A 26,202-nucleotide genomic window follows, 5' to 3' on the forward strand; every position below is an offset into this window, starting at 1 on the left:
GCATTGGACATCTCTTGCGCACTGCTTCGCGGATTGGCATTCTAATGCTGTTGCCAGATGGGTGTCGCTATGTCCGATGATTATGAGACTGCCCTGGTGCGGATAACCGGTCGGGTACAGGGCGTCAGTTTCCGTGTTTGGACGCGAAACGAGGCGTTGAGGCTCGGTTTGGCAGGCTGGGTCCGCAACGAATCGGACGGGTCCGTCGCCGCTTTGATTGCCGGACCTGATGCCGCGATTTCGACCATGATGGAGCATTTCTGGCATGGACCTCCCGGCGCATCGGTTTCTAGCGTGGAGAAACAACCGACTACGCTCGCGGAGATGCCAACAGGGTTTCGCATCACCGGCTGAATGAATTCGCAGCCTGCAAGCCGCTTGCCGAAAAGCGACCAGCCTCGCGGCAAACGCCAAATGGCCCCAAAAGGCCATTCCAAACTAACCGATTTTTTGTAAAACTGGAGCGGGCGAAGGGATTCGAACCCTCGACCCCAACCTTGGCAAGGTTGTGCTCTACCCCTGAGCTACACCCGCTCATATCCGCAACCGTCCGGGGTAGTGTGTTGGACCGCTGGGCGTCGTCTTGCGGCGACGGGCGCTATATGGCCTAACCATTTTTCAAATGCAACAGGGAAATGACGAGGTCGCGAAGAAAAATCTGTATTTTTTTCGTCGCCTGCCGGAAAGCCCCGGAACGCCTGGCTTTGTCGTCTGGAAGATTGCAATGGATTTGCGGGCGACGTATCAGGGGCGGGTCATTTTTATTGCGAGACCCCCCATGACCGACAACAGCCCGAAAACCCGCGACGATCTTCTCCGTTTCCTGGATGGCCTCGGCATTGCCCATAGCACCAAGGATCATCCGCCGGTGTTCACCGTTGCCGAATCGGTGTCGCTGCGCGACGAAATCCCAGGCGGGCATACGAAGAACCTGTTCGTAAAGGACAAGAAGGACAATTTCTTCCTGCTGACGGTCGAGGAGAATGCGAACGTCGATTTGAAGACGGTGCACACGCTGATCGGTGCGGCCAGCAAAGTCTCCTTCGGTAAACCGGAAAAGCTGTTAGAATATCTGGGCGTCATTCCCGGCGCGGTGACGGCCTTCGGGGCGATCAACGATACGGGCAACAACGTCACCTTTGTGATCGATGCCGAATTGATGGAACATGACATCATCAATTGCCATCCGTTGTCGAACGATGCGACGACCTCGCTTGGCAGCGGCGATCTCGTGCGCTTCATGGAAGCGACGGGTCATACGCCGCTAGTCTTGAAAGTGACGGGCTGACATACGATTTTAGCGCTACGATTAGAGCGAGATGACTTAATCTTCGAATTGTCCTGTCGCTCAGGCTATTCCATTGGGCGTGATTTTATCCGAAAGCTTCTTCTTTCCTTTTGGAATCATGCTTTAAAAGGTCCAGGATACCGGCAGGCGGGAGACACTCATGAGCGGTTCAAACAATCCCTATAACGCTTCCTTCGGCGGCCAGATGTCGGCTTCGGCGTCCTATGGTGCCGCACCTGTCGCATCCGGCGGCGCTTCGCCCATCAAGGACACCACGACGGCGAATTTCGCGCGGGACGTTATCGAGGAATCGCGCAACCAGCCGGTTCTGGTGGATTTCTGGGCGCCCTGGTGCGGCCCGTGCAAGCAGCTCACGCCGGTTCTGGAAAAGGTCGTCAACGAGGGCAAGGGCCGCGTCAAGCTGGTCAAGATGAACATCGACGATCATCCGGCCATTCCCGGTCAGCTCGGCATCCAGTCGATCCCGGCGGTCATCGCCTTCGTCAACGGCCGCCCGGCCGACGGTTTCATGGGCGCTGTCCCCGAAAGCCAGGTTCGCCAGTTCATCGATCGCCTCGGCGGTCCGGCTGACGGCGCCGGCGATCAGGCGGCGGAGATCGAAGCGATTCTGGAAGAGGCGGCCGGCCTTCTCGCTGGCGGCGATATCAATGGCGCCGCCGAGCTGTTCGGCGCGGTGCTGCAGGCCGATCCGGAAAATGCCAAGGCGCTGGCCGGCATGGCCGAGTGCATGATTGCCGCCGGCCAGAGCCAAAGGGCGCGCGAAGCGCTGACCGATCTGCCGGAAACGCTTGCCAACGATGCCGGCATCCAGGCCGTGGTGAAGAAGCTCGATCAGATCGAGGAAGCCCGCAAGCTCGGCGATCCCGTGACGCTCGAGCAGGAATTGGTGCTCAATCCCGACAATCACGAGCAGCGGGTCAAACTCGCCAAGATCCGCAATGTCGAGGGCAAGCGTGATGAGGCCGCCGAGCATCTGCTGACGATCATGCGCCGCGACCGAGCTTTTGACGACGATGGCGCGCGCCGTCAGTTGCTGCAGTTCTTCGAAGTTTGGGGTCCGAAGGACCCGGCGACCATTGCCGCGCGCCGCAAGCTTTCGTCGATCCTGTTTTCCTAAGCGTTGTGCGTTCGAGGGAGTGTCCGGGAGAAAACCGGGTGCTCTATCCGGTGCGCAGCGCCTGCCTCGCTTGAACAGGAAAGCGGAATGCTTCGGCGTTTTGCCCGGAAATCCTCTTGTGTTTTCGGGAGAGGGGCTCACATTGTCCTGTGGCGTGGCGTGTGACGGAACAATGTCCGTTGGGTATCGTTCTTACGCATCTCAAAACGAGCGGCGTAGTGAGTAGCGGGACGAAAATCATGCAAGTCGGCAATGCCAGATATTTGAAGCCAAGCGATCTGCCGGAATCGGTGGTTGTCTTTCCTCTGTCCGGCGCTCTACTTCTGCCGACCGGGCAATTGCCGCTCAATATCTTCGAGCCGCGCTATCTTTCGATGTTCGATGCCGCGATGGCCGGCAACCGGCTGGTCGGCGTCGTGCAGCCGGCGCTCGGTGAGCCGCCGGAAACGCCGCATCTTTCGCATGTCGGCTGCCTTGGGCGCATCACATCCTTCGCCGAGACGGGCGATGGCCGCTATATCACCTCGCTGACCGGCATCTGCCGTTTCCGGCTGATGGACGAGATCACCGGCCACCATCCATACCGCAGCTTCCGCATCACCCCCTTCATTTCCGACCTCAAGTCGCGCGACGAAGAGGACAGCGTCGATCGGTCGTCGCTGCTGTCGGCCTTCCGGGCTTATCTCGATGCCAACAAGCTGGAGGCGGATTGGGAGAGCGTGGAGCGCGCCAGCAATATGACGCTGGTGAATTCGCTGGCGATGATGGCGCCCTTCGATCCCGCCGAGAAGCAGGCGCTGCTGGAGGCGCCCGACCTGAAGACGCGGGCGGAAACTTTCATCGCCATCATCGAAATCGTCCTCGCCCGCTTCGGCGATACCGATTCGGTCATGCAGTAAGGGGGTGCGATGGACATCACCGTCAGCAAAGTGGACCCAAAACTGCTCGATCTCCTCGTCTGCCCCCTTACCAAGGGACGGCTGAGCTACGATCGCGAAAAGAACGAGCTGGTGTCGGAAAAGGCACGGCTCGCCTATCCCATCCGTGACGGCATTCCGATCATGCTGATCTCGGAGGCGCGGCGCTTAGAGGATTGAGGCGGCGTTACCGGCAAAGGTAAAAGGACCTCAGATAGCCTCGCCCGCCAGCAGCCGCGGATTATCCCTGGCAACGGTGCCGGCGGCTTGGCCGATAAAGAAGGATTTGAGTTGCGGCAGCCGGTCGACGAGGCCGAGGCCGAAATCGCGGGCGACGCGCAATGGCGTGATGTCGTTGGAGAATAGTCGGTTCAGCACGTCGGTGGTCACCCCCATGCGGAAGGTGTCGAAGCGCCGCCAGGTCTGGTAGCGTTCGAGAATGTTGATCGAGCCGATATCAAGGCCAAGGCGGTCTGCTTCGACGACGGTTTCCGCCAATGCCGCAACATCCTTGAAGCCGAGATTGAGGCCCTGGCCGGAGATCGGGTGGATGCCGTGGGCGGCATCGCCGGCGAGCGCAAAGCGCGGCGCGACGAAGGCGCGGGCGAGCGTCAGGCCAAGCGGGAAGGCGCGGCGGTCACCGACGGTGTGCAGTGCGCCGAGCTTGTGGCCGAAACGGCGCTCCAACTCCTCCTCGAACACCAGATCGTCGGCGGCGACCAGCCGGTCGGCGTCGGATGTGCGCTCGGTCCAGACGAGCGAGGCGCGATTGTTCTTCAGCGGCAGGATGGCGAAGGGGCCGGAAGGCAGGAAATGCTCCTCGGCACAGCCATTGTGCGGCCGCTCGTGCTCGACGGTCACGACGATGCCGGACTGGCCATAGTCCCAGTTTACGGTCTTGATTCCAGCCATGTCGCGAAGTTTGGAGCGCACGCCGTCGCAGGCGACCAGCAGCTTTGCTTCCAGTGTGCTGCCGTCCGAGAGCGTCAGCGTAACGCTTGCGTCGCCGGTCTTGAAGTCCGTGGCGCTGACGCCGTGGCGAATCGTAATCCCCAGGCGTTCGCAGGCGCCACGCAGCGCGCCGACCATGGCGAGGTTCGGGACCATATGCGCGAAGGGCTGCCCTTCCGCCACTTCCCCGTCGAAGGTGAGAAAGACCGGGCGCACGGGATCGCCGGTGCGCGAATCGGTGACGATCATGCGGGTGATCGGTTCCGCTTCCGGCTTGATCTCGTCCCAGATGCCGAAAACCTCCAGCATCTTCGAGGCGGCGGCGATGATCGCCGAAGCGCGCATGTCCTTCTTCCAGGCGGTTTCCGGGGCGGCCTCTATGACCATGACGTCAAGATGGGGCGCTGCCTGCTTGACGGCGACTGCGGCGGCGAGACCCACATAACCGCCACCCACTACCAGCATGTCCAACATAGCGCTTCCCCGTGTCCTACTGTCATTTCCTGTTCTATATAGAGCATCCCATTCGTGGTTCCTACCGTCGGAGTTCAATCAAAATGTCGCGCGAGAACGAGAAACAGACCGCCATGGAAGTCGTGCTCGCGACGCTCGATCTGGAAACGATCGAGATGAACCTGTTTCGCGGCAACAGTCCGCAGGTCGGGTGGCAGCGCGTCTTCGGCGGGCAGGTGATCGGCCAAGCCTTGATGGCAGCACAGCGGACGGTGGCGGGCGAGCGCTTCGTGCATTCGCTACATGCCTATTTCATGCTCCCCGGCGATCCCGCCGTCCCGATCCTCTACCAGGTTGACCGGCTGCGGGACGGCTCGAGTTTCAATACGCGCCGCGTGCTGGCGATCCAGCACGGCAAGGCGATCTTCGCGATGACGGCGTCCTTCCAGGTCGACGAGCCCGGTTTCGAGCATCAAAGCGAGATGCCGCAGGTGCCGGCTCCGGAAGAGCTTATGGACGAACAACAGATCAAGGAACGCTATATCGCCAACGCACCGGAGAATGTGCGCCGCTATTGGGAGCGGAAACGCGCGATCGAAATCCGGCCGGTATCACTCGATCATTATTTCTCCCGTACCGAGCCCAGTCAGCGGCAGGATATTTGGGTTCGCCTGACCGGACCGGTGCCGGATGACCGGCTCTATCGGAATGCCGTGCTTGCCTATCTCTCGGACATGACGCTCATCGACGCAGCGCTGCATGCGCATGGCACCTCGGTTTTCGATCAGGGCCTGCAGGTCGCGAGCCTCGATCATGCCATGTGGTTTCACCGGCCGTTCCAGCTTGATGACTGGTTGCTTTACACTCAGGACAGCCCGAGTGCTTCGGGCGGGCGCGGCTTGGCCCGTGGTAGTCTTTTTACGCGGTCTGGTGTCCTGGTTGCGTCGGTGGCCCAGGAAGGGTTGATTCGTAAAAAGGCAAATGATTAATTGATGGGCAATTTTACAAATTTGCATATTATTTGTGCGTGAGCTTTGCCGCGATCTGCCGCTTTATTAGGTGTCTTACGAAAACACCTTAAATTTCAATAAATTACAATAGTGTCACGAATCTGGCACGTCCCTTGAATGTGTACCTTCGGTCGCTGCTGAAACAGTCGTCAGCGGCAAGGAGAATCGGCTCCGTGCCGAGGGTAAACAAAGGATGGGAAACCAGATGAAAATTGTGATGGCCATTATCAAGCCGTTCAAGCTCGATGAGGTCCGTGAGGCTCTCACGGCTGTCGGCATCCAAGGCCTGACTGTGACCGAAGTGAAGGGTTACGGGCGTCAGAAGGGACATACCGAAATCTATCGTGGCACGGAATATGCCGTCAGCTTCCTGCCGAAGCTGAAGATCGAAGTCGCGGTCGCAACTGAAATCGTCGACAAGGCAGTGGAAGCCATCGCCGCGTCCGCCAAGACCGGACAGATCGGCGACGGCAAGATTTTTGTCTACTCGATTGACCATGCCGTGCGCATCCGTACGGGCGAAACCGATTCAGAAGCGCTGTAAGAAACGGCCGATCAGGGAGTTATTTGCAATGACATCTACAAAGCTTTCCTCCACTCTCGCACGGGTAGGCGCGCTTTCTGCGGCTTTGCTCGCGCCGGCAGTTGCCTTTGCGCAGCAAGCCACGACGGCCGCAGCCCCGGCCGCCGCTGCCGCAGCGCCGGCAATGACCATGGACAAGGGTGACAACACCTGGATGCTGGTTTCCACGGTTCTCGTTCTCCTGATGACCATTCCCGGCCTGGCGCTGTTCTACGGCGGTCTCGTCCGCGCCAAGAACATGCTGTCCGTCCTGATGCAGGTCTTCATGATCACCGCGATGGTCATGATCATCTGGTGCGTCTACGGCTACTCGCTCGCCTTCACCGACGGCGGTTCGCTGAACAGCTTCGTTGGCGGCTTCTCCAAGGCTTTCCTTGCCGGCGTCAGCACCGATCCGAAGGATCTCGTCGAAACCTTCACCAAGGGCGTCGGTATTCCTGAGCTCACCTATGTCTGCTTCCAGATGACCTTTGCCTGCATCACGCCGGCCCTGATCGTCGGCGCCTTTGCCGAGCGCATCAAGTTCTCGGCCGTCATGCTCTTCGTCTTCCTGTGGGTTACCGTCATCTACTTCCCGATCGCTCATATGGTCTGGTTCTGGGGCGGTCCGAGCTCTTACACGGCTCCGACGGGCATGGTCTTCGGCTTCGGCGCGATCGATTTCGCTGGCGGTACGGTCGTTCACATCAACGCCGGTATCGCCGGTCTGGTTGGCGCGATCATGCTTGGCAAGCGCACCGGCTACAAGAAGGAGATTATGGCTCCGCATTCGATGACGCTCACCATGGTCGGCGCTTCGCTGCTGTGGGTCGGCTGGTTCGGCTTCAACGCCGGCTCGAACCTCGAAGCCAACGCTTATGCTTCGCTTGCGATGATCAACACCTTCGTCGCCACCGCTGCCGCCGCTCTTTCGTGGTGCGTCGTTGAAACCTTCACCCGCGGCAAGGCTTCGATGCTCGGTGCAGCTTCGGGTGCCGTCGCTGGTCTCGTCGCCGTCACGCCGGCTGCCGGCTTTGCCGGCCCGATGGGCTCCATCGTCCTCGGCCTGCTGGTTTCGCCGATCTGCTACTTCTTCGTCGATGTCGTGAAGAACAAGTTCAACTACGACGACAGCCTTGACGTCTTCGGTGTCCACTGCGTTGGTGGTATTTTCGGCGCTTTGGCAACCGGTATCCTGGTTAACCCGGCTCTTGGTGGTGCGGGCATCGTCGACTATTCGACGGCCGACTTCGCAGCCTCCTATCCGGGCACCGCAACCCAGTTGCTCGCTCAGTTGAAGGGCGTTCTCACCACGCTGGTCTGGTCAGGCGTCGGCTCTGCGATCCTCTACAAGATCGTCGATATGATCGTCGGCCTGCGCGTGTCGCCGGAAGCCGAGCGCGAAGGTCTCGACCTCGCCTCCCACGGCGAAGCCGCTTATCACAATTCCTAATTTGGAGCTTGCGGCGCCGGAACAAAGTTTCCGGCGCCGCTGAACATCCCGTCGCGGTTCATTTATCAAGGATGAGCCGCTCTTGGCCCGGACCTCGGTTCGGGCTTTTTTTGTTCGCGCGATCGCCTGCCACGCGCCCATATTTCATTGATTCGCCCGCCGCACGCGCATGGTTAACATGGCATTAACCCTCCTCTGATTAGCTAGAGCTGACGTATTTTGTGAACGGCCATGAGGCCGATTCGCGGGTGCTTTCGACAAAGAACGGGCTGGATAATATGGGCAGAAGCAATTCGGCAGCGTTGGGCGGTCCTTCCGGCCGTCTCTCGCTTTCGGGAGTGGTTTGGCGGCAGGTGAGGGGCCTCAGCGGCTTCGCGCTGCTGTTCCTGCTGGCGCTTGCCGTTGCGGCACTGGCGACATGGAACGTCATGGACCCCAGCTATTCCTATGCCACGAGCAATACGCCGACGAACATACTGGGTTTTTCCGGAGCTGCCTTTGCCGACATCATGATGCAGGCGCTCGGGCTTGCCTCCGTCGTCGCGCTGCTGCCGGTCGTCGCCTGGGCTTTCGCGTTGATTTCCAACCGGCGAATCCATCGCGTACCGGCTCGTCTCGGCGCCTGGGTCGGCGGGGCTATCGTTGCCGCCGGTTCCATCGCCTGCTTCCCGGCGCCTCCGACGTGGCCGATCCCGAACGGTATCGGCGGCGTCATCGGCGACATCCTTCTGCGCTTCCCTGCTCTTTTCATCGGCACCTATCCAAGCGGCGTCTTCGCCACCGTCTTCGGCTCCATTCTCGCGATTCCGGCCGCCTGGCTCATGCTGTTTGCTGCCGGCGTTCTCGGCCGCAGCCTGCCGGAAGACGAGGAGGATGAAGAGGAATATGAAAACACGCAGAGCCGTGCGCGCAACGTCGGTGATGACGATGAAGACGACGATCGCGGCGGCTTCCTGGCCTTCGGCGCTCTCATGCATGCCTGGTACAATACGCAGGCGCGTCTTCGTCGCCTGTTCGGCATGGGTCCGCGCAAGCGCCGCGACCACGCCTTCGATGCGCCTTACGACTTCAACGACGACGAGTTCGGCACGCTGAACGAGCCGGTGCGCGCCAAGGCGCCTGTTGTCCGCGGCGAACGCGTCGAACCTTCGATGGACGGTCCGGCGCCGCGCCGCGTCGTTTCTCCGCCATCGATGAGCATCGACGATGACGAGGATGAGGACGATGATCCGTCCTACGAGCGCGAGCTGCCACGCCCGGCCGGCATTCTGCCGGATGATGAGGAGGACGAGTGGGCGCTGCGTGCCGCTTCGCCGAAAGTTCCCGGCGGCCATGCCGGCCACCGCGTCGTTCCTGCCGCCGCCCGCCCGAAACCCGGCATCCGCGCCGAGCGCGAGGCGCAGACCTCCTTCATCCGCCAATACGGTTTCCAGCTTCCGGCCGTGCATCTGCTCGCCGAGCCGAAGACGATCGTGCGGGACGCAACGCTGTCTTCCGATGCTCTGGAGCAGAATGCCCGCATGCTCGAAGGCGTGCTCGAAGACTTCGGCGTCAAGGGCGAGATCATCCACGTCCGTCCCGGCCCGGTCGTGACGCTTTATGAACTCGAGCCTGCACCAGGCATCAAGTCTTCGCGCGTCATCGGTCTTGCCGACGATATCGCTCGCTCGATGAGCGCGATTGCCGCTCGCGTCGCCGTCGTCCCCGGCCGCAATGCCATCGGCATCGAACTGCCAAATTCCACGCGCGAGACCGTCTACCTGCGCGAACTCATCGCCAGCCGCGATTTTGAAAGCTCGAAGGCCAAGCTTGCCATGGCGCTCGGCAAGACGATCGGCGGCGAGCCCGTCATCGCCGATCTCGCCAAGATGCCGCATCTGCTCGTTGCCGGCACCACCGGTTCGGGTAAATCCGTCGCCATCAACACCATGATCCTGTCGCTGCTCTATCGGATGACGCCAGAGCAATGCCGCCTGATCATGATTGATCCGAAGATGCTCGAACTCTCCGTCTATGACGGCATCCCGCATCTGCTCTCGCCCGTCGTTACCGATCCAAAGAAGGCCGTAGTCGCTCTCAAATGGACCGTCCGTGAGATGGAAGAGCGCTACAAGAAGATGTCGAAGATCGGCGTGCGCAACATCGACGGCTTCAACACTCGCGTCGAGCAGGCCGTTGCGAAGGGCGAGGCAATCAGCCGGACCGTGCAGACCGGCTTTGACCGCCAGACCGGCGAGGCGATCTACGAGACCGAGGAATTCGATCTGAAGCCGATGCCGTACATCGTCGTCATCATCGACGAGATGGCCGACCTGATGATGGTCGCCGGCAAGGATATCGAAGGCGCCGTGCAGCGTCTGGCACAGATGGCCCGCGCCGCCGGCATCCATGTCATCATGGCGACGCAGCGTCCGTCCGTCGACGTCATCACCGGAACGATCAAGGCGAACTTCCCGACCCGCATCTCTTTCCAAGTGACCTCGAAGATCGACAGCCGTACGATTCTCGGCGAACAGGGCGCCGAACAGCTCCTCGGCATGGGCGACATGCTCTATATGGCCGGCGGTGGACGCATCCAGCGTGTCCACGGTCCGTTCGTCGCCGATGGCGAAGTGGAAGACATCGTCTCCTACTTGAAAACGCAGGGCTCTCCCCAATATCTCGATGCGATCACTGCCGACGACGATGACGACGACGATGGTCACGGTCCGGCGGGTACGGCCAACCTTTCCGACTCGGAGGATCCCTATGACCAGGCCGTGGCGATCGTGCTGCGCGATGGCAAGGCATCCACCTCCTACATCCAGCGCCGCCTCGGCATCGGTTATAACCGTGCCGCTTCGCTGATCGAGCGCATGGAGCAGGAAGGCCTGATCGGCCCGGCCAACCACGCCGGCAAGCGCGAGATTCTCGTGCCGACCGAAGCGGATGTTCTCGATCGCTAAGGGTTCGCGAGCCCCATGTCACATATCCCGAATATGCTTTCGGAGATTTGATCGCGGCTCGTGATCGAGCATGGGCCGCAGCGCCATGAAGACGCCGATTTTGCGCGCCATGGACAAAGCATTGAAGGAGAATTCGATGAAAAAGACCGATGCACAGCCCTCGACCCGCCTGAACCTCACCCGCCGTCACTTCCTCGGCGCTGTGCTGGCGGCGGGTGCGGCAGGCGCGGCACCCGTTGCGGCCTTTGCGCAGGCGCAGGCTGCAGGTCTCAATCCCGGCATTGCACAGGCGATCGCCGATCATTTCTCGTCCATTAAGACGATGAAGGGCGGCTTCCTGCAGATCGGGCCGCGTGGCGACCAGTTGAGCGGCTCCTTTTTCATTCAGCGCCCCGGCAAGATGCGCTTCAACTATGACCCGCCGTCCCGCATGCGCGTTATCTGCGACGGCAACAACGTGCAGGTCATCAACGACCAGACGCACACGAACAACATGTATCAGCTCTCGAAGACGCCGCTGAGCCTGCTGCTCGCCAACAAGATCGACCTTTCCGCCGACATGGTGCGCAATGTCGACGCGCAGCCGGACCTGACCAAGATCACGCTCGGCAATCGCACCGTCTTCGGTGATTCGACCATCGCCATGATCTTCGATTCCAAGACCTACGACCTGCGCCAATGGACCGTCATCGACCCCCAAGGCAAGACGACCGATGTCATCATCAACAATGTGAAGACCAATCTGTCCTTCGACGACAGCGTTTTCCGGATCGATTATTCCGGCGCGAACCGGTGATGTCCTGCCATCCATGATGGGGCGGGGAGAAGAGATTGAATGATCTTCCTTTTCTCTCCCTGCCGGTCTAAATCCCTAGCCTGATTAGAGATAAGGGTTTGGGCATGGGATTTTCGATTGCGACTTGGAACATCAACTCGGTGCGGCTGCGCATGCCGATCGTCGAGCAGTTCGTGATGCAGACCCGCCCCGATATTCTCTGCCTGCAGGAAACGAAGGTTCCGAACGAGCTCTTCCCGCTGTCGCCTCTGCGGGCGCTCGGCTATGAGCATATCATCGTCCATGGCCAGAAGGGCTATCACGGCGTCGCCATCGCCTCACGCTTCCCGCTGACCGAGGATCATCGGCAGGATTATTGCAATGTCGGCGATAGCAGACATATCTCAGCGATCTTCGAACGCGGCGGCCGGCGTATCCGGCTGCATAATTTCTACGTTCCGGCCGGCGGCGACGAGCCGGATCGGACGATCAATCCGAAATTCGGCCATAAGCTCGACTTCATCGAGGAGATGAAGCGGCTGCATGCCAATGCCGAGCCAAACACCTCCGCGATCCTTGTCGGCGATCTCAACATTGCGCCGCTCGAACACGACGTCTGGTCGCACAAGCAATTGCTGAAGATCGTCAGCCATACGCCGGTTGAAACCGACGGGTTGATCGAGGTGATGAAGCGCGGCGCCTGGCTCGATCTGATGCGCCAGCAGGTACCGGAGCACGAGAAGCTCTATACGTGGTGGAGCTACCGCGCCAAGGATTGGGAAGCGGCCGATCGCGGTCGCCGTCTCGACCACATCTGGTCGTCATCCGATCTCGGCCCGCATCTGCAGCGCATCGAAATCCTGAAAGCGGCGCGCGGCTGGGACCGCCCGTCCGACCATGTGCCGGTGACCGCGCATTTCAATCTCTGAGACTGAATTCAAGAGCTGCCAGGCCAAAGGCCGGAGTCTCGAACCACGAGGGTCGGCCTCCGGTTCCGCAATCGCCGAGGCCGGAGTCTCAGGAAAAGCGATGCAGTAACGCCGCGGCCTGCTTGGCGAGAACGGCGAAATTTTCGCGGACGCGGTTTTGGATGAGCAGACCGGCGTCGGGATATTCCTCGATCAGCCGGTGAAACAGCGCGCGTGTGATGCGGATGACATCGGAGTCCTCCAGCGCCACGGCGGTATATTTGCGCTCCACCAGCGTCACCAGCGCCAGCTCGGAGAGCATGGCACCGGCGTGCACGGTGGCCTCGACATGCGGTTGCCCGTCAGCATCAAGGGTGCTCAGCTCGAAACTGCCGTGGGCGATGACATAGGCGCATTCGGCCGGCGATTTTTCGCGGAACAGAGTAAGCCCGGTCGTGACATGACGGCGGTCGGCGCCGAAGGCGATCAACCGCAATGGCTCATCGCCCATGCCGTGGAACAGCGGCAATTGCGACAGCAGACGGATATCGTCGTTGAGCGCCATCTCTATCGCCTACGGAATGATCTTGTAGCCGCCGTTTTCCGTCACCAGGATTTCGGCGTTGGAGGGATCGCGCTCGATCTTCTGGCGCAGGCGATAGACATGGGTTTCCAGCGTGTGGGTGGTGACGCCGGAATTGTAGCCCCAGACCTCCTCGAGAAGGATGTCGCGGGTGACGACCTTCTGGTCGGCGCGGTAGAGATAGCGGATGATCGCCGCTTCCTTCTCCGTCAGGCGGATCTTCTGGCCGTCTTCCGTGGTCAGCAGCTTCTGGCTCGGCTTGAAGAGATAGCGGCCGACCGTGAAAGTCGCGTCCTCGCTCTGCTCGTGCTGGCGCAGTTGCGCGCGGATGCGGGCGAGCAGCACGGCGAAACGGAAGGGCTTGGTGACATAGTCGTTGGCGCCGGCTTCAAGGCCGAGAATGGTGTCGGAATCGGTGTCGTGGCCCGTGAGCATGATAATCGGAGCCTTGAAGCCGTTCTTGCGCAGCAGCTTCACAGCTTCGCGGCCATCCATATCGGGCAGGCCGACATCCATGATCAACAGATCGACGGGAGCGCCACGGGCGGCCTGGACGCCCTTTCCGGCGGTCGCCTCCTGCAGAACCGTGAACTCCTCATAAAGGGACAGTTGCTCGACCAGCATTTCACGCAGGTCGTTGTCATCATCCACCAGCAGAATGGTGCGTGCGGTCATGCGGTTGCGGTCCTCGTTCTATTGCCTCTTAAGTCCTACGCCAAATTGCATTTTTAGCAAGTCGTGAGGCAGCCCAGGCTTGGTCGTCCAATTGAAACTGCTATGATTTCAAACGAAATCACACGCAAAGCAAAAACATGTGAGGAAAATGCAAAAAGCAAGGGCGGGCGGCAGGCGGGCCGTTTCCACAATCGTCGTCCGTCCGGCGCCGGGGAAACCCACGCGCGCTTTGGTGCAGATCGGGCCGCTGACGGTGCCGGCGGCGATCGGCCGATCGGGGCGCAGCGTGCTTAAGCGGGAAGGGGATGGCGCAACGCCGATTGCGGCGATGAAGCTGCTTTATGGCTTTATTCGTGGCGACCATATCCCCTTCCTTCAGACGCCTTTGCAGATGCGGCGTATTCGCAAGGACATGCTCTGGTGCGACCAACCAGAGGACGCCAATTATAACCGGCTCGTCAAAGCGCCGTTCAAGCCAAGCCATGAAGAGATGCTGCGGCGTGACGGGCTCTACGACATTTGCGTCGTGCTCGATTGGAACATCCGCTCGCGCCGGCGCCATCGCGGCTCGGCAATCTTCTTTCATCTGATCAGGCCTGGCTACGAGCCGACGGCGGGCTGCGTCGCAGTCAATCTTCGCGACATGCAGCGAATCCTTCCGCTGCTTCGCAAGGGGACGATCATCCGGGTTCTCTGAGCGGTGGGCTGGGATTAAAATTCTGGGTAGTGGGCTGGGGTTAAAATACCGACATTCCCCACTATATAGGTTTGCGACCGGTGCGCCCGCGCGGGCTGAGGCCGGAACCTTTTCTTTGCGAATTTAAATCACGCCTTCACTCCACCCACCTCTCATTCCTTGGAGACTTATCGTGACCACGCAACCGACAATCACGTTCAATGACGGCAATGCCATTCCGCAGGTCGGCCTTGGCGTCTGGCAGACGCCGGAAAACGTAGCGCCCATGGCTGTCAGCACGGCCCTGAAGGCCGGCTATCGCCATGTCGACACGGCTGCCATCTATGCCAATGAAGATGGCGTCGGCGAAGGCATGCGCCAGTCCGGCGTTGCCCGCAAGGATATCTTCCTGACCACCAAGCTCTGGAACGAAGCCCAGGGTTTCGACTCGACCCTGAGGGCATTCGATGAAAGCCTGAAGCGCCTCGGCACCGACTATGTCGATCTCTATCTCATCCATTGGCCGTCGCCGCATCGTGGTCGCTATCTCGATAGCTGGAAGGCTTTCCTGCGCATCAAGGAAGAAGGCCGTGCCCGCTCGATCGGCGTTTCCAATTTCGGCAAGGAACATCTGGACCGCATCATCGGCGAGACCGGCGTCACCCCGGTGTTGAACCAGATCGAGCTACATCCGACCTTCCAGCAGAAAGCCCTGCGCGAGGTGCACGACAAGCTCGGCATCAAGACGGAGTCCTGGAGCCCGCTCGGCCAGGGCCAGCTTCTCGGCAATGCCGTCATCGGCAAGGTCGCCGCCAAGCATGGCCGCACGCCGGCTCAGATCATCATCCGATGGCACATAGACAACGGGCTGATCGTCATCCCGAAATCGGTGACACCGAGCCGCATCGAAGAAAACCTCAAGGTGTTCGACTTCAAGCTTGATGCGGATGATCTCGCCGAAATCGCCAAGCTGGATTCGGCTGGCGGACGCATCGGGCCGGACCCGATGAAGGCAGCGTTCTGATCGTCGGAGTTCGTGGAGGGATTACCTCTTCGCCTGATATTCGGAGGCCCGGAGCGAATACTCCGGGCCGCTCTGCGTCTTTGCAGTCGCGACCTCTTCAAATGCGGCGGCGGAGTGCATTGACCACCAGGGCGAAGGCCGGTGAGGCCTGCCGCCTGCTTGGATAGTAGAGGTGGTATCCGGTAAATGGCGGGCACCAATCCTCGAGAACCCTGACGAGCCGCCCGTCGTGAAGATAGGGCTGCACGACATCCTCTGGAAGATATGCCAACCCCAAACCTGCCAAGGCCGCATTCAGGCGGAGCGCGATATTGTTGAACACGAGCTGGCCTTCGACCCGCACCTTCAACTCCCGTCCTTCCTTCTCGAATTCCCAAGCGTAGATGCCGCCATAGGTCGGCAGGCGCAGATTGATGCAATTGTGACCGGTCAGATCCTGCGGTGTCAGGGGTTTCGGCCTGTTCTCAAAATATGCGGGAGCGCCGACGGCGGCCATGCGCATGTCCGGGCCGATGCGAACCGCGATCATGTCTCTCGCCACCTGTTCGCCCAGCCGAACGCCGGCATCATACCGTTCGGCGACGATATCGGTCAGGCCATAGTCGACGATAATCTCCACATGGACATCAGGGTATTGCGGCAGCAATGGTTCCAGGGCCGGCCAAAGGATGGTTTCGGCCGCGTGCTCGCCGGCGGTGATGCGAATGGTGCCCGCCGGCTTTTCGCGAAATTCGCTGAGGGCGGCCAGTTCATTTTCGATCTCGTCGAAGCGGGGACCTATGGTCACCAGCAATCGCTCGCCTGCTTCGGTCGGCGAGACGCTGCGGGTGGTGCGCGTTAGCAGCCTCAGCCCCAGACGAGCCTCAAGTCCCCGGATGGTATGGCTGAGCGCCGATTGCGAAACCCCGAGTTTTGCGGCTGCTTTGGTGAAACTCTGTTCCCGCGCCACGGCGAGGAACGCAATCAGGTCATTGATGGGCTGACGCGGCATTCATGAATCTTTCTCATAAGCCTTTGCCACTTCTACCATCTAATCGAGACTAATCGCACGTCCTAAATTCCGAGCATCAGCAGCCGACTTCATCGTGCTGCCTTTCGATAAAGGACAAAGATCATGGACATCAAACGAAACGGTTCGCAGCCATCGGGCAAGGGACCGGCCGACTGGTTCACGGGAACGGTGCGTATAGATCCGCTGTTCCAACCCCATGATTCCACGCGTGCGGCCGCTGCCAGCGTCACATTCGAGCCGGGCGCTCGCACGGCATGGCATACCCACCCCGTCGGCCAAACCCTGATCGTGACGGCCGGGCTCGGCCGGGTGCAGCGCGAGGGTGGCCCGATCGAAGAGATACGGCCAGGGGATATTGTCTGGTTCGCTCCGGGCGAGAAGCATTGGCACGGCGCTTCTTCCACCACGGCCATGACTCATATCGCCATCCAGGAACACCGCGACGGCAAGGTCGTCGAGTGGATGGAGCATGTCAGCGACGAGCAATATCAAGCCTGAGGGAGAAGAAGCCATGCAGATGCGCAAACTTGGAAACAACGGTCTCGAAGTCTCAGCCCTCGGTCTCGGCTGCATGGGCTTGAGCTATGGCTATGGCCCGGCAACGGACACGCAGGAGGCAATCAAGCTGATCCGCTCGGCCTTCGAACGCGGCGTCACCTTCTTCGACACCGCCGAAGCCTACGGCCCCTACAAGAATGAGGAGCTTCTGGGCGAAGCCTTGGCGCCCATTCGGGAAAAGGTCGTGATCGCAACGAAGTTTGGTTTCGAATTCGATGCGAATGGCGGCCAGAGCGGCATGAACAGCCGGCCGGAACACATCCGCAGCGTTGCCGAAGCCGCCCTGAAACGCCTGAAGACCGACGTCATCGACCTGTTCTATCAACATCGCGTCGATCCGAATGTCCCGATCGAGGATGTCGCCGGTGCGGTGAGGGATCTGTTCCGGGAAGGCAAGGTCAAGCATTTCGGATTGTCGGAGGCCGGCGCGCAGACGATCCGGCGTGCTCACGCGGTCCAACCGGTCGCAGCCCTTCAGAGCGAATATTCGCTCTGGTGGAGAGAGCCGGAACAAGAGGTTCTGCCGACACTCGAAGAACTTGGCATCGGCTTCGTTCCCTTCAGCCCGTTGGGGAAAGGCTTCCTCACTGGCGCGATCAGCGAAAACACCACATTCGACAGCAAGGACTTCCGCAACATCGTGCCGCGCTTCACGCCGGAAGCCCGAAAAGCCAACCAAGCCCTTGTCGATCTGCTTGGCACGATCGCGGTGCAGAAGCGGGCAACATCGGCTCAGATCGCCCTTGCCTGGCTGCTCGCGCAAAAGCCCTGGATCGTTCCGATCCCCGGCACCACCAAGATGCACAGGCTTGAGGAGAACATCGGAGCGGCTGATGTCACGCTTACCACCGACGATCTCCGCAATATCGAAAATGCCCTTTCGCAGATCGCTGTGCAGGGGGACCGTTATCCTCCGCATCTGCAAGCAAGGGTCAACCGCTAAGGGCAAGCCGCCCGGAAAGGAAAAGCCATGACAAAGGCATCACGGACAAGGTGGTTGTCATCACCGGAGCAAGCAGTGGCCTCGGCGAGGCGGCTGCCCGCCGTCTGGCGAAAGACGGAGCGAAACTGGCGCTCGGCGCTCGTCGTCTCGATCGCTTGAAGACTCTTGCCGAAGAGCTTTCGCTGGATCCTCAAGCCGTTCTGCAGACTGATGTGACGCAGTTCGAGCAGGTCAAGCGTCTCGTCGATCATGCAGTGAAGCTCCACGGCCGCATCGACGTCATCATCAACAATGCCGGGCTGATGCCGCACTCCCCTCTGGAGCGCTGCAGGATTGAGGATTGGGATCGCATGATCGATGTGAATCTCAAGGGCGTACTTTACGGCATCGGCGCGGCGCTGCCCCACATGAAGGCGCAGAAGAGCGGTCACATCATCAACGTGTCCTCGGTGGCCGGCCACAAGGTCAATCCGGGAGGAGCGGTCTATGCCGCAACGAAGCATGGTGTGCGGGTGATCTCCGAGGGGCTGCGGCAGGAGGTCAAACCTTACAACATCCGGACAACCATTATCTCGCCCGGTGCGGTCGCAACCGAACTTCCCGACAGCATCACCGAAGCCGACGTCGCCGAGCGTGTCCGGAAGGTCTATGAACTTGCTATTCCCGCCGATTCCTTTGCGAGCATGGTTGCGTTTGCCATGAGCCAGCCGGAAGACGTTGACATCAACGAGATCCTGTTCAGGCCGACCCGACAAGAATATTGAGCGTGAAAGTGGCCCGTGATCTGCGGGCCACTTTTCGGAGGTTCAGTTTGCGGCGGAGTTCTCCAGCGCAGGGGTTTCGAGGTCGGCCAAATATTTGCCGAGCAAAGCGTTCAGCGCTGCTCTCTCTTCCTCTGACAGACCTGCGACAAGACGGGCCTGTGTCTCGACATGGGCCGCCACTGCGCTGTCGATCAGCGCAAATCCTTTTTCGGTCAGCGATACCAGAAAGCTGCGGCCGTCTTCGGGGTTCGTACTACGGGCAACGAGACCTGCTTTTTCCAGTTGATCAATGCGGTTGGTCATGGTGCCGGAGGTAACCATCATGGCGGCCATGAGATCGCTGGGTGAGAGAGCATAGGGCGCTCCCGAGCGGCGCAAGGTCGCCAGCACGTCGAAGGTTGCGCGATTCAAGTCGAATTGCGCGAAAGTCCTCTCCATCTCGCGGCCGAGATGGTGGGCGACGTTTCCGAGGCGGCCGATCAATCCCATCGGAGTGGTGTCGAGATCGGGCCGTTCCCTTTTCCATTGGGCAAGAATCTTGTCGATGCGATCCATGCCGAGACATCGCCATGGAAAAATCTTGACGTCAAGATATTTTGAATTACCTTGAGGTCAAGATAAATTCGGACGTATGACATGACGCGCAATTCCGACCTGTTACTGACCGCCGTCTCGCCGGCAATATGGGGCAGCACCTATCTGGTAACGACGGAACTTCTGCCGGCCGGCTATCCACTGACGGTCGCCTTGTTGCGTGCGTTGCCCGCCGGGCTGCTTCTGCTCGCCATTGTCCGGCGATTGCCGCATGGCATCTGGTGGGCGAGGTCGCTCGCCCTCGGGGCGCTGAATTTCTCCGTCTTCTGGTGGATGCTGTTTATCTCGGCCTATCGGTTGCCGGGCGGAGTGGCGGCGACCGTCGGCGCCATACAGCCGTTGATCGTCATCGTGCTCGCGCGGCTCTTGCTCGGCTCGCCGATCCGCGGCCTTTCCATTGTGGCGGCCCTTGCAGGCATTGTCGGCGTCGCCTTCCTGATCCTTACGCCGCGGGCGGCGCTCGATCCTCTCGGCATTGCGGCTGGGGTTGGCGGTGCCGTCTCCATGGCGACCGGCACTGTGCTCAGCCGGCGCTGGCGGCCGGATGTCTCGCCACTCACCTTCACCGCTTGGCAATTGACGTCAGGCGGCTTGCTGTTGCTGCCTTTCGCCCTGATGATGGAACCGCCGCTTCCCTTTCCAACTGCCGCCAATATCTTGGGTTTTGCCTATCTCGGCCTCATTGGAGCGGCGCTCACCTATATTCTCTGGTTTCGCGGCCTGTCGCGGCTGGAGCCATCCGTCGTCTCGCCGCTCGGCTTTCTCAGTCCGATGACCGCGGTGATCCTCGGCTGGTGGGTGCTGGACCAGCAACTCAGCCCGATTCAGATCCTGGGCATTGCCATCGTGCTCGGCAGTGTCTGGCTCAGTCAACGCGCGCAGCAGCTTCCTTCCGTCAGGAAATCAGCGCCCGCCGATCCGGCAATCGCGTCGGAACGATAGAGTAGCGAGGTGGGGAGCTGATCAGTGCTCTCTCCATTGAGCCAAACAAAAAAGGCGGCCCGAAAGCCGCCTTTTCCATTGGTTATCTAAAACCGATCAGTTCCATTCGCGGATATCGACGAAGTGGCCGGCGATCGCGGCGGCTGCGGCCATGGCGGGCGACACCAGATGCGTGCGGCCTTTGAAGCCCTGGCGGCCTTCGAAGTTGCGGTTCGAGGTCGAAGCGCAGCGCTCACCCGGCTTCAGGCGGTCGTCGTTCATGGCGAGGCACATGGAACAGCCCGGCTCGCGCCAGTCGAAACCGGCAGCCTTGAAGATCTTGTCGAGGCCTTCGGCTTCCGCCTGTTCCTTCACCAGGCCGGAGCCCGGAACGATCATGGCGTTGACGGTCGAGGCCACCGTCTTGCCTTCGACGACCTTGGCGACAGCGCGCAGGTCTTCGATGCGGCCGTTGGTGCAGGAGCCGATGAAGACGCGGTCGATATTGATCTCGGTCATCGGCGTGCCCGGCTTCAGGCCCATATAGTCGAGCGCACGCCACTTGGAGGCACGTTTGGTCTCGTCCTGGATCTCGTCTGGGTTCGGAACGATGCCCTGCACGGAGACGACGTCTTCCGGCGAAGAGCCCCAGGAGACGATCGGCGGCAGGCTTGCGGCATCGAGCTTGACGACGCGGTCGTAATGCGCGCCTTCGTCCGACTTCAGCGTCTTCCAGTAGGCGACTGCCTGTTCCAGTGCTTCGCCCTTCGGCGCGCGCGGCTTGCCCTTGATGTATTCGAAGGTGGTCTCATCCGGCGCGATCAGGCCGGCGCGGGCGCCGCCTTCGATCGACATGTTGCAGATGGTCATGCGGCCTTCCATCGACAGCGCGCGAATGGCTTCGCCGGCATATTCGATGACGTAGCCGGTACCGCCGGCGGTGCCGATCTCGCCGATGATGGCGAGGATGATGTCCTTGGCGGTGACGCCGGGCGGAAGCTGACCGTCGACCTGCACCAGCATGTTCTTCGCCTTCTTCTGGATCAGCGTCTGGGTCGCCAGAACATGCTCCACTTCGGACGTGCCGATGCCGTGCGCCAGCGAGCCGAAGGCGCCGTGGGTCGAGGTGTGGCTGTCGCCGCAGACGATGGTCATGCCGGGCAGGGTGAAGCCCTGCTCGGGGCCGATGATGTGGACGATACCCTGGCGCTTGTCGTTCTCGGAGTAGTATTCGACACCGAATTCGGCGGCGTTCTTGGCGAGCGCCTCGACCTGGATGCGGCTTTCCTCGTTCTTGATGCCGAGATGGCGATCGGGCGAGGTGGGGACGTTATGGTCGACGACGGCGAGCGTCTTTTCCGGCGCGCGGACCTTGCGGCCAGTCATGCGCAGGCCTTCGAAGGCTTGCGGCGACGTCACTTCGTGAACGAGGTGACGGTCGATGTAGAGAAGACAGGTGCCATCGTCTTGGGCGTCAACGAGATGGTCATCCCAGATTTTGTCGTAAAGGGTGCGTGGAGCGCTCATGGCTACAAATCCATATTGGCATTGTCGAAAATGGGGGGTGACGGATCAGGACCGTCGGCCTCGGGAGTGATCAGCGAAGTCGGCTGTTGAGCGCGCCCGAAATCATCGCAAAGAATCGGGCCGGCAGGCGCTTGTGGTCCTGCAGCACGAAAGCCGTGACGACTTGTCCGTCTTTGCTCATGATCTTATTCATGCCGATGCTCATACCAATTTTCAAAACCTTCGGCAATGGTGGCGATGTGACAGCATTCTGTCGCACAAAACCGCGAAGTCGATCCAACGTCACCGTCTATGCCGTTCGCGCATCCGTTTCTCGAACCTGCGCAGCACCAGCGACAGGCCGACCGTCAGGATCAGGTAGATATAGGCGAGGATCGAGTAGCTTTCAAAATAGCGAAAGGAACCGGAGGAGTAGATCTTGGCAAGCTGGGTGATGTCGGCGACGCCGAGTACGGAAACCAGCGAGCTGTCCTTCACCATCGCAATGAAATCGTTGGAGAGCGGCGGGAAAATGACGCGAAAGGCCTGCGGCGCGACGACATGGCGGAAACGCCGGTAGCGCGACAGGCCAAGTGCCTTCGCCGCCTCGATCTGACCGTTATCGACGGCCTGGATGCCGGCACGGAAGACTTCGGCGATGAAGGCGGCATAGGCGATCATCAAGGCGACGATCGCTCGCCACATCAACGGCACGTCGCGCACCAGAAGCGGCTCGGTCCAGCCGGCTGCGGCAAGCGGCGATGTGACCGTATTGTAGAGCGCGACGAAGGCCGGCGCGCCGACGAAGGCAATATAGGACAGCAGCACCAGGATCGGGATGCCGCGAATGACTTCGACATAGAAGCGGGAGGTCTGGCGCAGGATCAGGCTGTCCGTAAGACCGAGCAGCGCGACGCCGAGGCCGAGCGCCATCGCCAACGTGAAGGCGACGATCGTGACGAAGATCGTCGTACCGATGCCTCGGACGACGGTCGTGAAGACCTGCGCGTAGAGATCGCTGGTGACGATGGCGATTGCAATGACTATGCCGATAAGAACAAGGACGACCAGCCACCAGGGAAAGTCGTCCTTGCTATGGTGCCCGCCCGGGCCTGCTTGCTGCACCATCAGAGCGGGCTTCCAGCTTTAGTCAGCATGCGGCTTACTGGCCCATCTTGTAATCGAGGAACCACTTCTTGTTCAGGGCGTCGAAGGTGCCGTCCGCCTTCAGGCTGGCGATGGCGGCGTTGACCGGAGCAACGAGATCGGAGCCCTTCGGGAAGATGAAGCCGAAATCCTCGGTGCCGAGCGGATCGCCGGTCAGCTTCAGTGCGCCGTTCGAAGCGTCGACATAACCCTTGCCGGCGGTGCCGTCGGTCAGAACCACGTCGACATCGCCTGTCTTCAGAGCCTGCACGGTCGCGCCGAAGGTCTCGAACAGCTTGATGCGCGGGTTCTGCTCATTGCCGTCGAGCACTTCATAGACGGCGGTGTAGAAGGGCGTCGTGCCCGGCTGCGCGCCGACCAGGCCTTCCTTGAAGGAGGCGAAGCTCTTGGCGTCGGTAAAACGCTTTTCATCGCTACGCACCAGCATGAACTGCTGCGAGCGCATATATGGATCGGAGAAGTCGACCTTCTGCTTGCGATCTTCCTTGATCGTGATGCCGGTCATGCCGATGTTGTATTGGTTTTCGGAGACGGCCTGGATCATCGCGTCCCAGCTCGTGTTCTGGTACTCGACCTTGAAGTTCAGCCGCTTGGCGATCTCGTTCATCGCGTCATATTCCCAACCGATCGCCTTGCCGGACTTGGGGTCTACGAATTGCAGGGGCGGATAGGCATTCTCGGTGACGACGACCACAGTCTTGCCGTTCAGATTCGGCAGGTCGGCGGCGAAGGAGGCAAAGGGTGCAAGCACGAGGGCGGTGAGGCCCACAAGGAACGAACGACGGAATGCCATGGAAATCTCCCCGGATAGCGTGATGGAAAATTGTCATATTTAGAAAGCGGATGGCAAGGCTATTGCCATGATGGCGATGATAAAAACAGAAAAGCCGCTCCAAAGCTTGTGGTCTGTGGAGAATTTTCCTTCGTCTTTTTCCTCGCAACAAAAAAGGCGACCCGAAGGCCGCCTTGATCTCTGCAATCCCAGGGGAAAGCTTATTCTGCTGCCGGTTCCGCGGCGGCGGCTGCAGCGGCTTCTGCTGCTGCCTTTGCTTCGGCGGCTTCCGCTGCTGCCTTTTCGGCTGCGAGAGCCTGAGCTGCGGCAACCTTTTCAGCCTCGACGCGAGCCTTTTCCTCGGCAATGGCCTGGCGCTCGGAATCGTTGAGCTTGCGGGCGCGCGTGCCGGTGTTTTCAACGATACGGGCAGCCTTGCCGCGCAGATCGCGCAGGTAGTAGAGCTTGGCGCGACGGACCTTACCGCGGCGAACGACTTCGACGCTTTCGATCATCGGGGAGTAAACCGGGAATACGCGCTCGACGCCTTCGCCGTAGGAGATCTTGCGGACCGTGAAGTTTTCCTGCAGACCGCCGCCGGAGCGAGCGATGCAGACGCCTTCATAGGCCTGAACGCGGGTACGGTTGCCTTCCGTGACCTTCACGTTGACGCGGACGGTGTCGCCGGCCGAGAACTCGGGAAGGGTACGCTTGGCTTCGATCTTGGCGGCCTGTTCGGCTTCCAACTGCTGAATGATGTTCATGTTATCAACCTCTTTGTTGGTTCAACAGCCAGAGCGCCCTGAACAATCTATCTTTGGTCGGACCCTGAAGTCTCGCCTTGGATATATGCCCGCAAAGGCAGGAGCGAATACGTCTGCTTTTCTTTGGTGGTTGATGGGAAATTTCCCATGCCGGGCGCGCACATATCCTATTGTCGCGGCTTTGTCACCCCTTGCGAGGCAATTTCATGCGCGAAACGTCCGCTTTTGCGAGGACTCGCTCCTTTTACTGGCTAAAAAATAAGCCGATATCGGAAGCGTTTAAATAATTGTCAAAACTCAAGTCGTGCTGCACACTTAATCGTCAGGGGAACTAAAAAAGAGGCAGCTATGACAGTGAATAATCCATCGCCCTCGCTTTATAACGTGGATCTGGCGCCAGCCGAAGAACGAAAGTGGGGGGCTTTCAGCATTTTCAACGTCTGGACCTCAGACGTCCACAGCCTGTGGGGCTATTATCTGGCCGCGAGCCTTTTTCTGCTCTGCGGCAGTTTCATCAATTTCGTCATCGCCATCGGCATCGGCTCGCTGGTGATTTTCTTTTTCATGAGCCTCGTGGGCAATGCCGGCGTAAAGACCGGCGTGCCCTTCCCGGTGCTGGCGCGTGCTTCGTTCGGCACGTTCGGCGCCAATCTGCCGGCGCTGGTGCGCGCCGTCGTTGCCTGCTTCTGGTATGGCGCGCAGACGGCCGCCGCCTCGGGCGCGATCGTCGCGCTGCTGATCCGCAACGACAGTCTTCTTGCCTTCCATCAGAATAGCCATTTGCTCGGCCATTCCACCCTGGAAGTCATTTGCTACGTCGTCGTATGGGGCCTGCAGTTGCTGATCATTCAGCATGGCATGGAGACGGTGCGCAAGTTCCAGGATTTGGCCGGTCCTGCGGTCTGGGTGATGATGCTTTTCCTCGCGGTCTATCTGATTGTGAAGTCCGGCACCTTCTCCTTCGGTTCCGAAATTCCGCGGGACGTGCTGCTCGAAAAGACCAAGGATGCCGGCGTGCCGGGTGAACCCGGCAGCTTTGCCGCGCTTGCCGCAGTCGCCGCCACCTGGATCACCTATTTCGCAGCGCTCTATCTGAACTTCTGCGATTTCTCGCGCTACGCCACGGACACGAAAACCCTGCGCAAGGGCAATCTCTGGGGTCTGCCGATCAATCTTCTGGCGTTCTGCCTCGTTGCGGGCGTGACGACGACGGCGGCATATGCCGTCTATGGCGAAGTGCTGCTGCATCCGGAAGCGATCTCGGCAAAATTCGACAGTTGGTTCCTGGCCTTGCTGGCGGCGCTCACCTTCGCGGTGGCGACGCTCGGTATCAACGTCGTGGCGAATTTCGTCTCGCCGGCCTTCGACTTCGCCAATGTCTTCCCGAAGCATATCAGCTTCAAGCGCGGTGGCTTGATCGCGGCGTTGATTGCGCTGGTGCTTTATCCCTTTGCGCCATGGGAGACGGGTGCCGCGCATTTCGTCAACTTCATCGGTTCCACCATGGGTCCGATCTTCGGTATCATGATGGTCGACTACTATCTGATCCGAAAAGGTCAGCTAAACGTCGAGGGGCTTTATCATGAGAACGGCGAGTTCGAATTCCAGAGCGGTTGGCACCTCAACGCTTTGATCGCCTTCGTCATTGGCGGCCTGTTCTCGTCGATCCTGCCGACCTTCACCAGCATCCTGCCGGATTGGTGGGGAACCTACGGCTGGTTCTTCGGCGTCGCCATCGGCGGCGGGGTCTATTACGTGCTCAGGATGCGCGCCGCGCCGGCCGCTGCCGCTTTGCAGAAGTAACATCTGAGCCCGGCTTCTTCGGTCGGGCCTTTCTGCCAAG

At 60.2% G+C, this 26,202-nt stretch carries 28 protein-coding genes and 1 tRNA gene; 18 read left to right on the forward strand and 11 right to left on the reverse strand.

The genetic code is table 11. The features are described 5' to 3' along the window. Positions 1-69 precede the first annotated feature (69 nt). A complete protein-coding gene (locus QD357_RS06960) occupies positions 70-354 on the forward strand; it encodes an acylphosphatase (RefSeq protein WP_107109939.1) in 285 nt (94 codons plus the stop codon). A 105-nt stretch (positions 355-459) separates the two neighbouring features. Here the strand turns inward: QD357_RS06960 and QD357_RS06965 are convergent. Beyond that, positions 460-534 (reverse strand) — tRNA-Gly (locus QD357_RS06965). Positions 535-778: 244 nt separating this feature from the next. On the opposite strand from QD357_RS06965, the gene QD357_RS06970 reads away from it, so the two are divergent. The 4 genes from QD357_RS06970 (at position 779) to QD357_RS06985 (ending at position 3,523) form a co-directional block, all read left to right on the forward strand. Further along, positions 779-1,288 carry a prolyl-tRNA synthetase associated domain-containing protein gene (locus tag QD357_RS06970; RefSeq protein ID WP_414124122.1) on the forward strand — a complete coding sequence of 170 codons (510 nt, stop codon included), beginning with the start codon at positions 779-781 and terminating at the stop codon, positions 1,286-1,288. A 160-nt stretch (positions 1,289-1,448) separates the two neighbouring features. After that, positions 1,449-2,426, forward strand: a complete 978-nt coding sequence (gene trxA / locus QD357_RS06975; RefSeq protein ID WP_107109672.1) for a thioredoxin — start codon at positions 1,449-1,451, stop codon at positions 2,424-2,426. A gap of 239 nt (positions 2,427-2,665) precedes the next feature. Further along, positions 2,666-3,325, forward strand: coding sequence for an LON peptidase substrate-binding domain-containing protein (locus tag QD357_RS06980; protein ID WP_107109671.1), 660 nt, complete (start codon positions 2,666-2,668; stop codon positions 3,323-3,325). 9 nt (positions 3,326-3,334) lie between these two features. Beyond that, the gene (locus QD357_RS06985; protein WP_107109670.1) at positions 3,335-3,523 is read left to right on the forward strand and encodes a Trm112 family protein; all 189 of its coding nucleotides are present in this window, start codon (positions 3,335-3,337) and stop codon (positions 3,521-3,523) included. A 30-nt stretch (positions 3,524-3,553) separates the two neighbouring features. Here QD357_RS06985 and QD357_RS06990 read toward each other — a convergent pair whose 3' ends face one another. Beyond that, positions 3,554-4,768 carry a ubiquinone biosynthesis hydroxylase gene (locus tag QD357_RS06990; RefSeq protein ID WP_107109669.1) on the reverse strand — a complete coding sequence of 405 codons (1,215 nt, stop codon included), beginning with the start codon at positions 4,766-4,768 and terminating at the stop codon, positions 3,554-3,556. An 83-nt stretch (positions 4,769-4,851) separates the two neighbouring features. On the opposite strand from QD357_RS06990, the gene tesB reads away from it, so the two are divergent. The 6 genes from tesB (at position 4,852) to QD357_RS07020 (ending at position 12,421) form a co-directional block, all read left to right on the forward strand. Next, on the forward strand, positions 4,852-5,736 hold the full coding sequence (gene tesB, locus QD357_RS06995) for an acyl-CoA thioesterase II (RefSeq protein ID WP_107109668.1): 885 nt from the start codon (positions 4,852-4,854) through the stop codon (positions 5,734-5,736). Positions 5,737-5,950: 214 nt separating this feature from the next. Further along, positions 5,951-6,301: a P-II family nitrogen regulator gene (locus QD357_RS07000; protein WP_181316108.1), complete on the forward strand. Its 351-nt coding sequence runs from the start codon at positions 5,951-5,953 to the stop codon at positions 6,299-6,301. 28 nt (positions 6,302-6,329) lie between these two features. Beyond that, on the forward strand, positions 6,330-7,772 hold the full coding sequence (locus QD357_RS07005) for an ammonium transporter (protein WP_107109667.1): 1,443 nt from the start codon (positions 6,330-6,332) through the stop codon (positions 7,770-7,772). Between the two features lie 278 nt (positions 7,773-8,050). Beyond that, positions 8,051-10,717: an FtsK/SpoIIIE family DNA translocase gene (locus QD357_RS07010; protein WP_107109666.1), complete on the forward strand. Its 2,667-nt coding sequence runs from the start codon at positions 8,051-8,053 to the stop codon at positions 10,715-10,717. A gap of 136 nt (positions 10,718-10,853) precedes the next feature. Next, on the forward strand, positions 10,854-11,513 hold the full coding sequence (locus QD357_RS07015) for an outer-membrane lipoprotein carrier protein LolA (protein ID WP_107109936.1): 660 nt from the start codon (positions 10,854-10,856) through the stop codon (positions 11,511-11,513). 104 nt (positions 11,514-11,617) lie between these two features. After that, a complete protein-coding gene (locus QD357_RS07020; RefSeq protein WP_107109665.1) occupies positions 11,618-12,421 on the forward strand; it encodes an exodeoxyribonuclease III in 804 nt (267 codons plus the stop codon). Positions 12,422-12,509: 88 nt separating this feature from the next. Here QD357_RS07020 and QD357_RS07025 read toward each other — a convergent pair whose 3' ends face one another. Beyond that, entirely contained in the window at positions 12,510-12,965 is a 456-nt protein-coding gene (locus tag QD357_RS07025; protein ID WP_107109664.1) for a cyclic nucleotide-binding domain-containing protein, read from the reverse strand. A 9-nt stretch (positions 12,966-12,974) separates the two neighbouring features. Continuing rightward, complete coding sequence (locus QD357_RS07030) at positions 12,975-13,658, reverse strand: response regulator transcription factor (protein WP_107109663.1); 684 nt, start codon at positions 13,656-13,658, stop codon at positions 12,975-12,977. 148 nt (positions 13,659-13,806) lie between these two features. On the opposite strand from QD357_RS07030, the gene QD357_RS07035 reads away from it, so the two are divergent. Both QD357_RS07035 and QD357_RS07040 read left to right on the forward strand, forming a co-directional pair. Further along, entirely contained in the window at positions 13,807-14,355 is a 549-nt protein-coding gene (locus QD357_RS07035; protein ID WP_107109662.1) for a L,D-transpeptidase family protein, read from the forward strand. A gap of 172 nt (positions 14,356-14,527) precedes the next feature. Further along, positions 14,528-15,358 carry an aldo/keto reductase gene (locus QD357_RS07040; protein ID WP_107109661.1) on the forward strand — a complete coding sequence of 277 codons (831 nt, stop codon included), beginning with the start codon at positions 14,528-14,530 and terminating at the stop codon, positions 15,356-15,358. A 97-nt stretch (positions 15,359-15,455) separates the two neighbouring features. On the opposite strand, the gene QD357_RS07045 is transcribed toward QD357_RS07040, so the two are convergent. Then, complete coding sequence (locus QD357_RS07045) at positions 15,456-16,349, reverse strand: LysR family transcriptional regulator (protein ID WP_107109660.1); 894 nt, start codon at positions 16,347-16,349, stop codon at positions 15,456-15,458. Positions 16,350-16,472: 123 nt separating this feature from the next. Between QD357_RS07045 and QD357_RS07050 the strand changes: the two genes are divergently transcribed. The 3 genes from QD357_RS07050 to QD357_RS07060 are packed head-to-tail and all read left to right on the forward strand — an operon-like array spanning position 16,473 to position 18,635. Next, the gene (locus QD357_RS07050) at positions 16,473-16,868 is read left to right on the forward strand and encodes a cupin domain-containing protein (RefSeq protein ID WP_107109659.1); all 396 of its coding nucleotides are present in this window, start codon (positions 16,473-16,475) and stop codon (positions 16,866-16,868) included. 13 nt (positions 16,869-16,881) lie between these two features. Continuing rightward, a complete protein-coding gene (locus tag QD357_RS07055; RefSeq protein ID WP_107109658.1) occupies positions 16,882-17,871 on the forward strand; it encodes an aldo/keto reductase in 990 nt (329 codons plus the stop codon). Between the two features lie 50 nt (positions 17,872-17,921). Then, on the forward strand, positions 17,922-18,635 hold the full coding sequence (locus QD357_RS07060) for an SDR family oxidoreductase (protein WP_245407523.1): 714 nt from the start codon (positions 17,922-17,924) through the stop codon (positions 18,633-18,635). 42 nt (positions 18,636-18,677) lie between these two features. On the opposite strand, the gene QD357_RS07065 is transcribed toward QD357_RS07060, so the two are convergent. After that, a complete protein-coding gene (locus tag QD357_RS07065) occupies positions 18,678-19,190 on the reverse strand; it encodes a MarR family winged helix-turn-helix transcriptional regulator (RefSeq protein WP_107109656.1) in 513 nt (170 codons plus the stop codon). A gap of 81 nt (positions 19,191-19,271) precedes the next feature. On the opposite strand from QD357_RS07065, the gene QD357_RS07070 reads away from it, so the two are divergent. Next, entirely contained in the window at positions 19,272-20,171 is a 900-nt protein-coding gene (locus tag QD357_RS07070) for an EamA family transporter (protein ID WP_107109655.1), read from the forward strand. A 96-nt stretch (positions 20,172-20,267) separates the two neighbouring features. Here QD357_RS07070 and leuC read toward each other — a convergent pair whose 3' ends face one another. The 5 genes from leuC to rplS all read right to left on the reverse strand — a co-directional run bounded on the left by leuC (position 20,268) and on the right by rplS (position 24,359). After that, positions 20,268-21,677, reverse strand: a complete 1,410-nt coding sequence (leuC, locus tag QD357_RS07075) for a 3-isopropylmalate dehydratase large subunit (protein WP_107109654.1) — start codon at positions 21,675-21,677, stop codon at positions 20,268-20,270. 70 nt (positions 21,678-21,747) lie between these two features. Then, complete coding sequence (locus tag QD357_RS07080) at positions 21,748-21,870, reverse strand: hypothetical protein (RefSeq protein WP_280749438.1); 123 nt, start codon at positions 21,868-21,870, stop codon at positions 21,748-21,750. A gap of 89 nt (positions 21,871-21,959) precedes the next feature. Next, entirely contained in the window at positions 21,960-22,784 is an 825-nt protein-coding gene (locus tag QD357_RS07085) for an amino acid ABC transporter permease (protein ID WP_107109653.1), read from the reverse strand. Between the two features lie 34 nt (positions 22,785-22,818). Next, on the reverse strand, positions 22,819-23,616 hold the full coding sequence (locus tag QD357_RS07090; protein ID WP_107109652.1) for a basic amino acid ABC transporter substrate-binding protein: 798 nt from the start codon (positions 23,614-23,616) through the stop codon (positions 22,819-22,821). Positions 23,617-23,816: 200 nt separating this feature from the next. Next, a complete protein-coding gene (rplS, locus tag QD357_RS07095; RefSeq protein WP_107109651.1) occupies positions 23,817-24,359 on the reverse strand; it encodes a 50S ribosomal protein L19 in 543 nt (180 codons plus the stop codon). A 348-nt stretch (positions 24,360-24,707) separates the two neighbouring features. Here rplS and QD357_RS07100 point away from each other — a divergent pair, with 348 nt between their 5' ends. Then, a complete protein-coding gene (locus QD357_RS07100) occupies positions 24,708-26,162 on the forward strand; it encodes an NCS1 family nucleobase:cation symporter-1 (protein WP_107109650.1) in 1,455 nt (484 codons plus the stop codon). Positions 26,163-26,202: the final 40 nt, after the last annotated feature.

Source organism: Rhizobium sp. BR 317, assembly GCF_047445835.1.
Taxonomy (GTDB): domain Bacteria; phylum Pseudomonadota; class Alphaproteobacteria; order Rhizobiales; family Rhizobiaceae; genus Rhizobium; species Rhizobium paranaense.

Coding starts and splice junctions, on each gene's coding strand:
- QD357_RS07010 (WP_107109666.1), top strand. CDS start 8,051: ATGGGCAGAAGCAATTCGGCAGCGTTGGGCGGTCCTTCCGGCCGTCTC.
- leuC (WP_107109654.1), bottom strand. CDS start 21,677: ATGAGCGCTCCACGCACCCTTTACGACAAAATCTGGGATGACCATCTC.
- QD357_RS06970 (WP_414124122.1), top strand. CDS start 779: ATGACCGACAACAGCCCGAAAACCCGCGACGATCTTCTCCGTTTCCTG.
- QD357_RS07015 (WP_107109936.1), top strand. CDS start 10,854: ATGAAAAAGACCGATGCACAGCCCTCGACCCGCCTGAACCTCACCCGC.
- QD357_RS07030 (WP_107109663.1), bottom strand. CDS start 13,658: ATGACCGCACGCACCATTCTGCTGGTGGATGATGACAACGACCTGCGT.
- QD357_RS07050 (WP_107109659.1), top strand. CDS start 16,473: ATGGACATCAAACGAAACGGTTCGCAGCCATCGGGCAAGGGACCGGCC.
- QD357_RS07090 (WP_107109652.1), bottom strand. CDS start 23,616: ATGGCATTCCGTCGTTCGTTCCTTGTGGGCCTCACCGCCCTCGTGCTT.
- QD357_RS07025 (WP_107109664.1), bottom strand. CDS start 12,965: ATGGCGCTCAACGACGATATCCGTCTGCTGTCGCAATTGCCGCTGTTC.
- QD357_RS06985 (WP_107109670.1), top strand. CDS start 3,335: ATGGACATCACCGTCAGCAAAGTGGACCCAAAACTGCTCGATCTCCTC.
- QD357_RS07100 (WP_107109650.1), top strand. CDS start 24,708: ATGACAGTGAATAATCCATCGCCCTCGCTTTATAACGTGGATCTGGCG.
- QD357_RS07085 (WP_107109653.1), bottom strand. CDS start 22,784: ATGGTGCAGCAAGCAGGCCCGGGCGGGCACCATAGCAAGGACGACTTT.
- QD357_RS07055 (WP_107109658.1), top strand. CDS start 16,882: ATGCAGATGCGCAAACTTGGAAACAACGGTCTCGAAGTCTCAGCCCTC.
- trxA (WP_107109672.1), top strand. CDS start 1,449: ATGAGCGGTTCAAACAATCCCTATAACGCTTCCTTCGGCGGCCAGATG.
- QD357_RS07035 (WP_107109662.1), top strand. CDS start 13,807: ATGCAAAAAGCAAGGGCGGGCGGCAGGCGGGCCGTTTCCACAATCGTC.
- QD357_RS07065 (WP_107109656.1), bottom strand. CDS start 19,190: ATGGATCGCATCGACAAGATTCTTGCCCAATGGAAAAGGGAACGGCCC.
- QD357_RS06990 (WP_107109669.1), bottom strand. CDS start 4,768: ATGTTGGACATGCTGGTAGTGGGTGGCGGTTATGTGGGTCTCGCCGCC.
- QD357_RS07005 (WP_107109667.1), top strand. CDS start 6,330: ATGACATCTACAAAGCTTTCCTCCACTCTCGCACGGGTAGGCGCGCTT.
- QD357_RS07070 (WP_107109655.1), top strand. CDS start 19,272: ATGACGCGCAATTCCGACCTGTTACTGACCGCCGTCTCGCCGGCAATA.
- rplS (WP_107109651.1), bottom strand. CDS start 24,359: ATGAACATCATTCAGCAGTTGGAAGCCGAACAGGCCGCCAAGATCGAA.
- QD357_RS06980 (WP_107109671.1), top strand. CDS start 2,666: ATGCAAGTCGGCAATGCCAGATATTTGAAGCCAAGCGATCTGCCGGAA.
- tesB (WP_107109668.1), top strand. CDS start 4,852: ATGTCGCGCGAGAACGAGAAACAGACCGCCATGGAAGTCGTGCTCGCG.
- QD357_RS07045 (WP_107109660.1), bottom strand. CDS start 16,349: ATGCCGCGTCAGCCCATCAATGACCTGATTGCGTTCCTCGCCGTGGCG.
- QD357_RS07000 (WP_181316108.1), top strand. CDS start 5,951: ATGGGAAACCAGATGAAAATTGTGATGGCCATTATCAAGCCGTTCAAG.
- QD357_RS06960 (WP_107109939.1), top strand. CDS start 70: ATGTCCGATGATTATGAGACTGCCCTGGTGCGGATAACCGGTCGGGTA.
- QD357_RS07020 (WP_107109665.1), top strand. CDS start 11,618: ATGGGATTTTCGATTGCGACTTGGAACATCAACTCGGTGCGGCTGCGC.
- QD357_RS07080 (WP_280749438.1), bottom strand. CDS start 21,870: ATGAATAAGATCATGAGCAAAGACGGACAAGTCGTCACGGCTTTCGTG.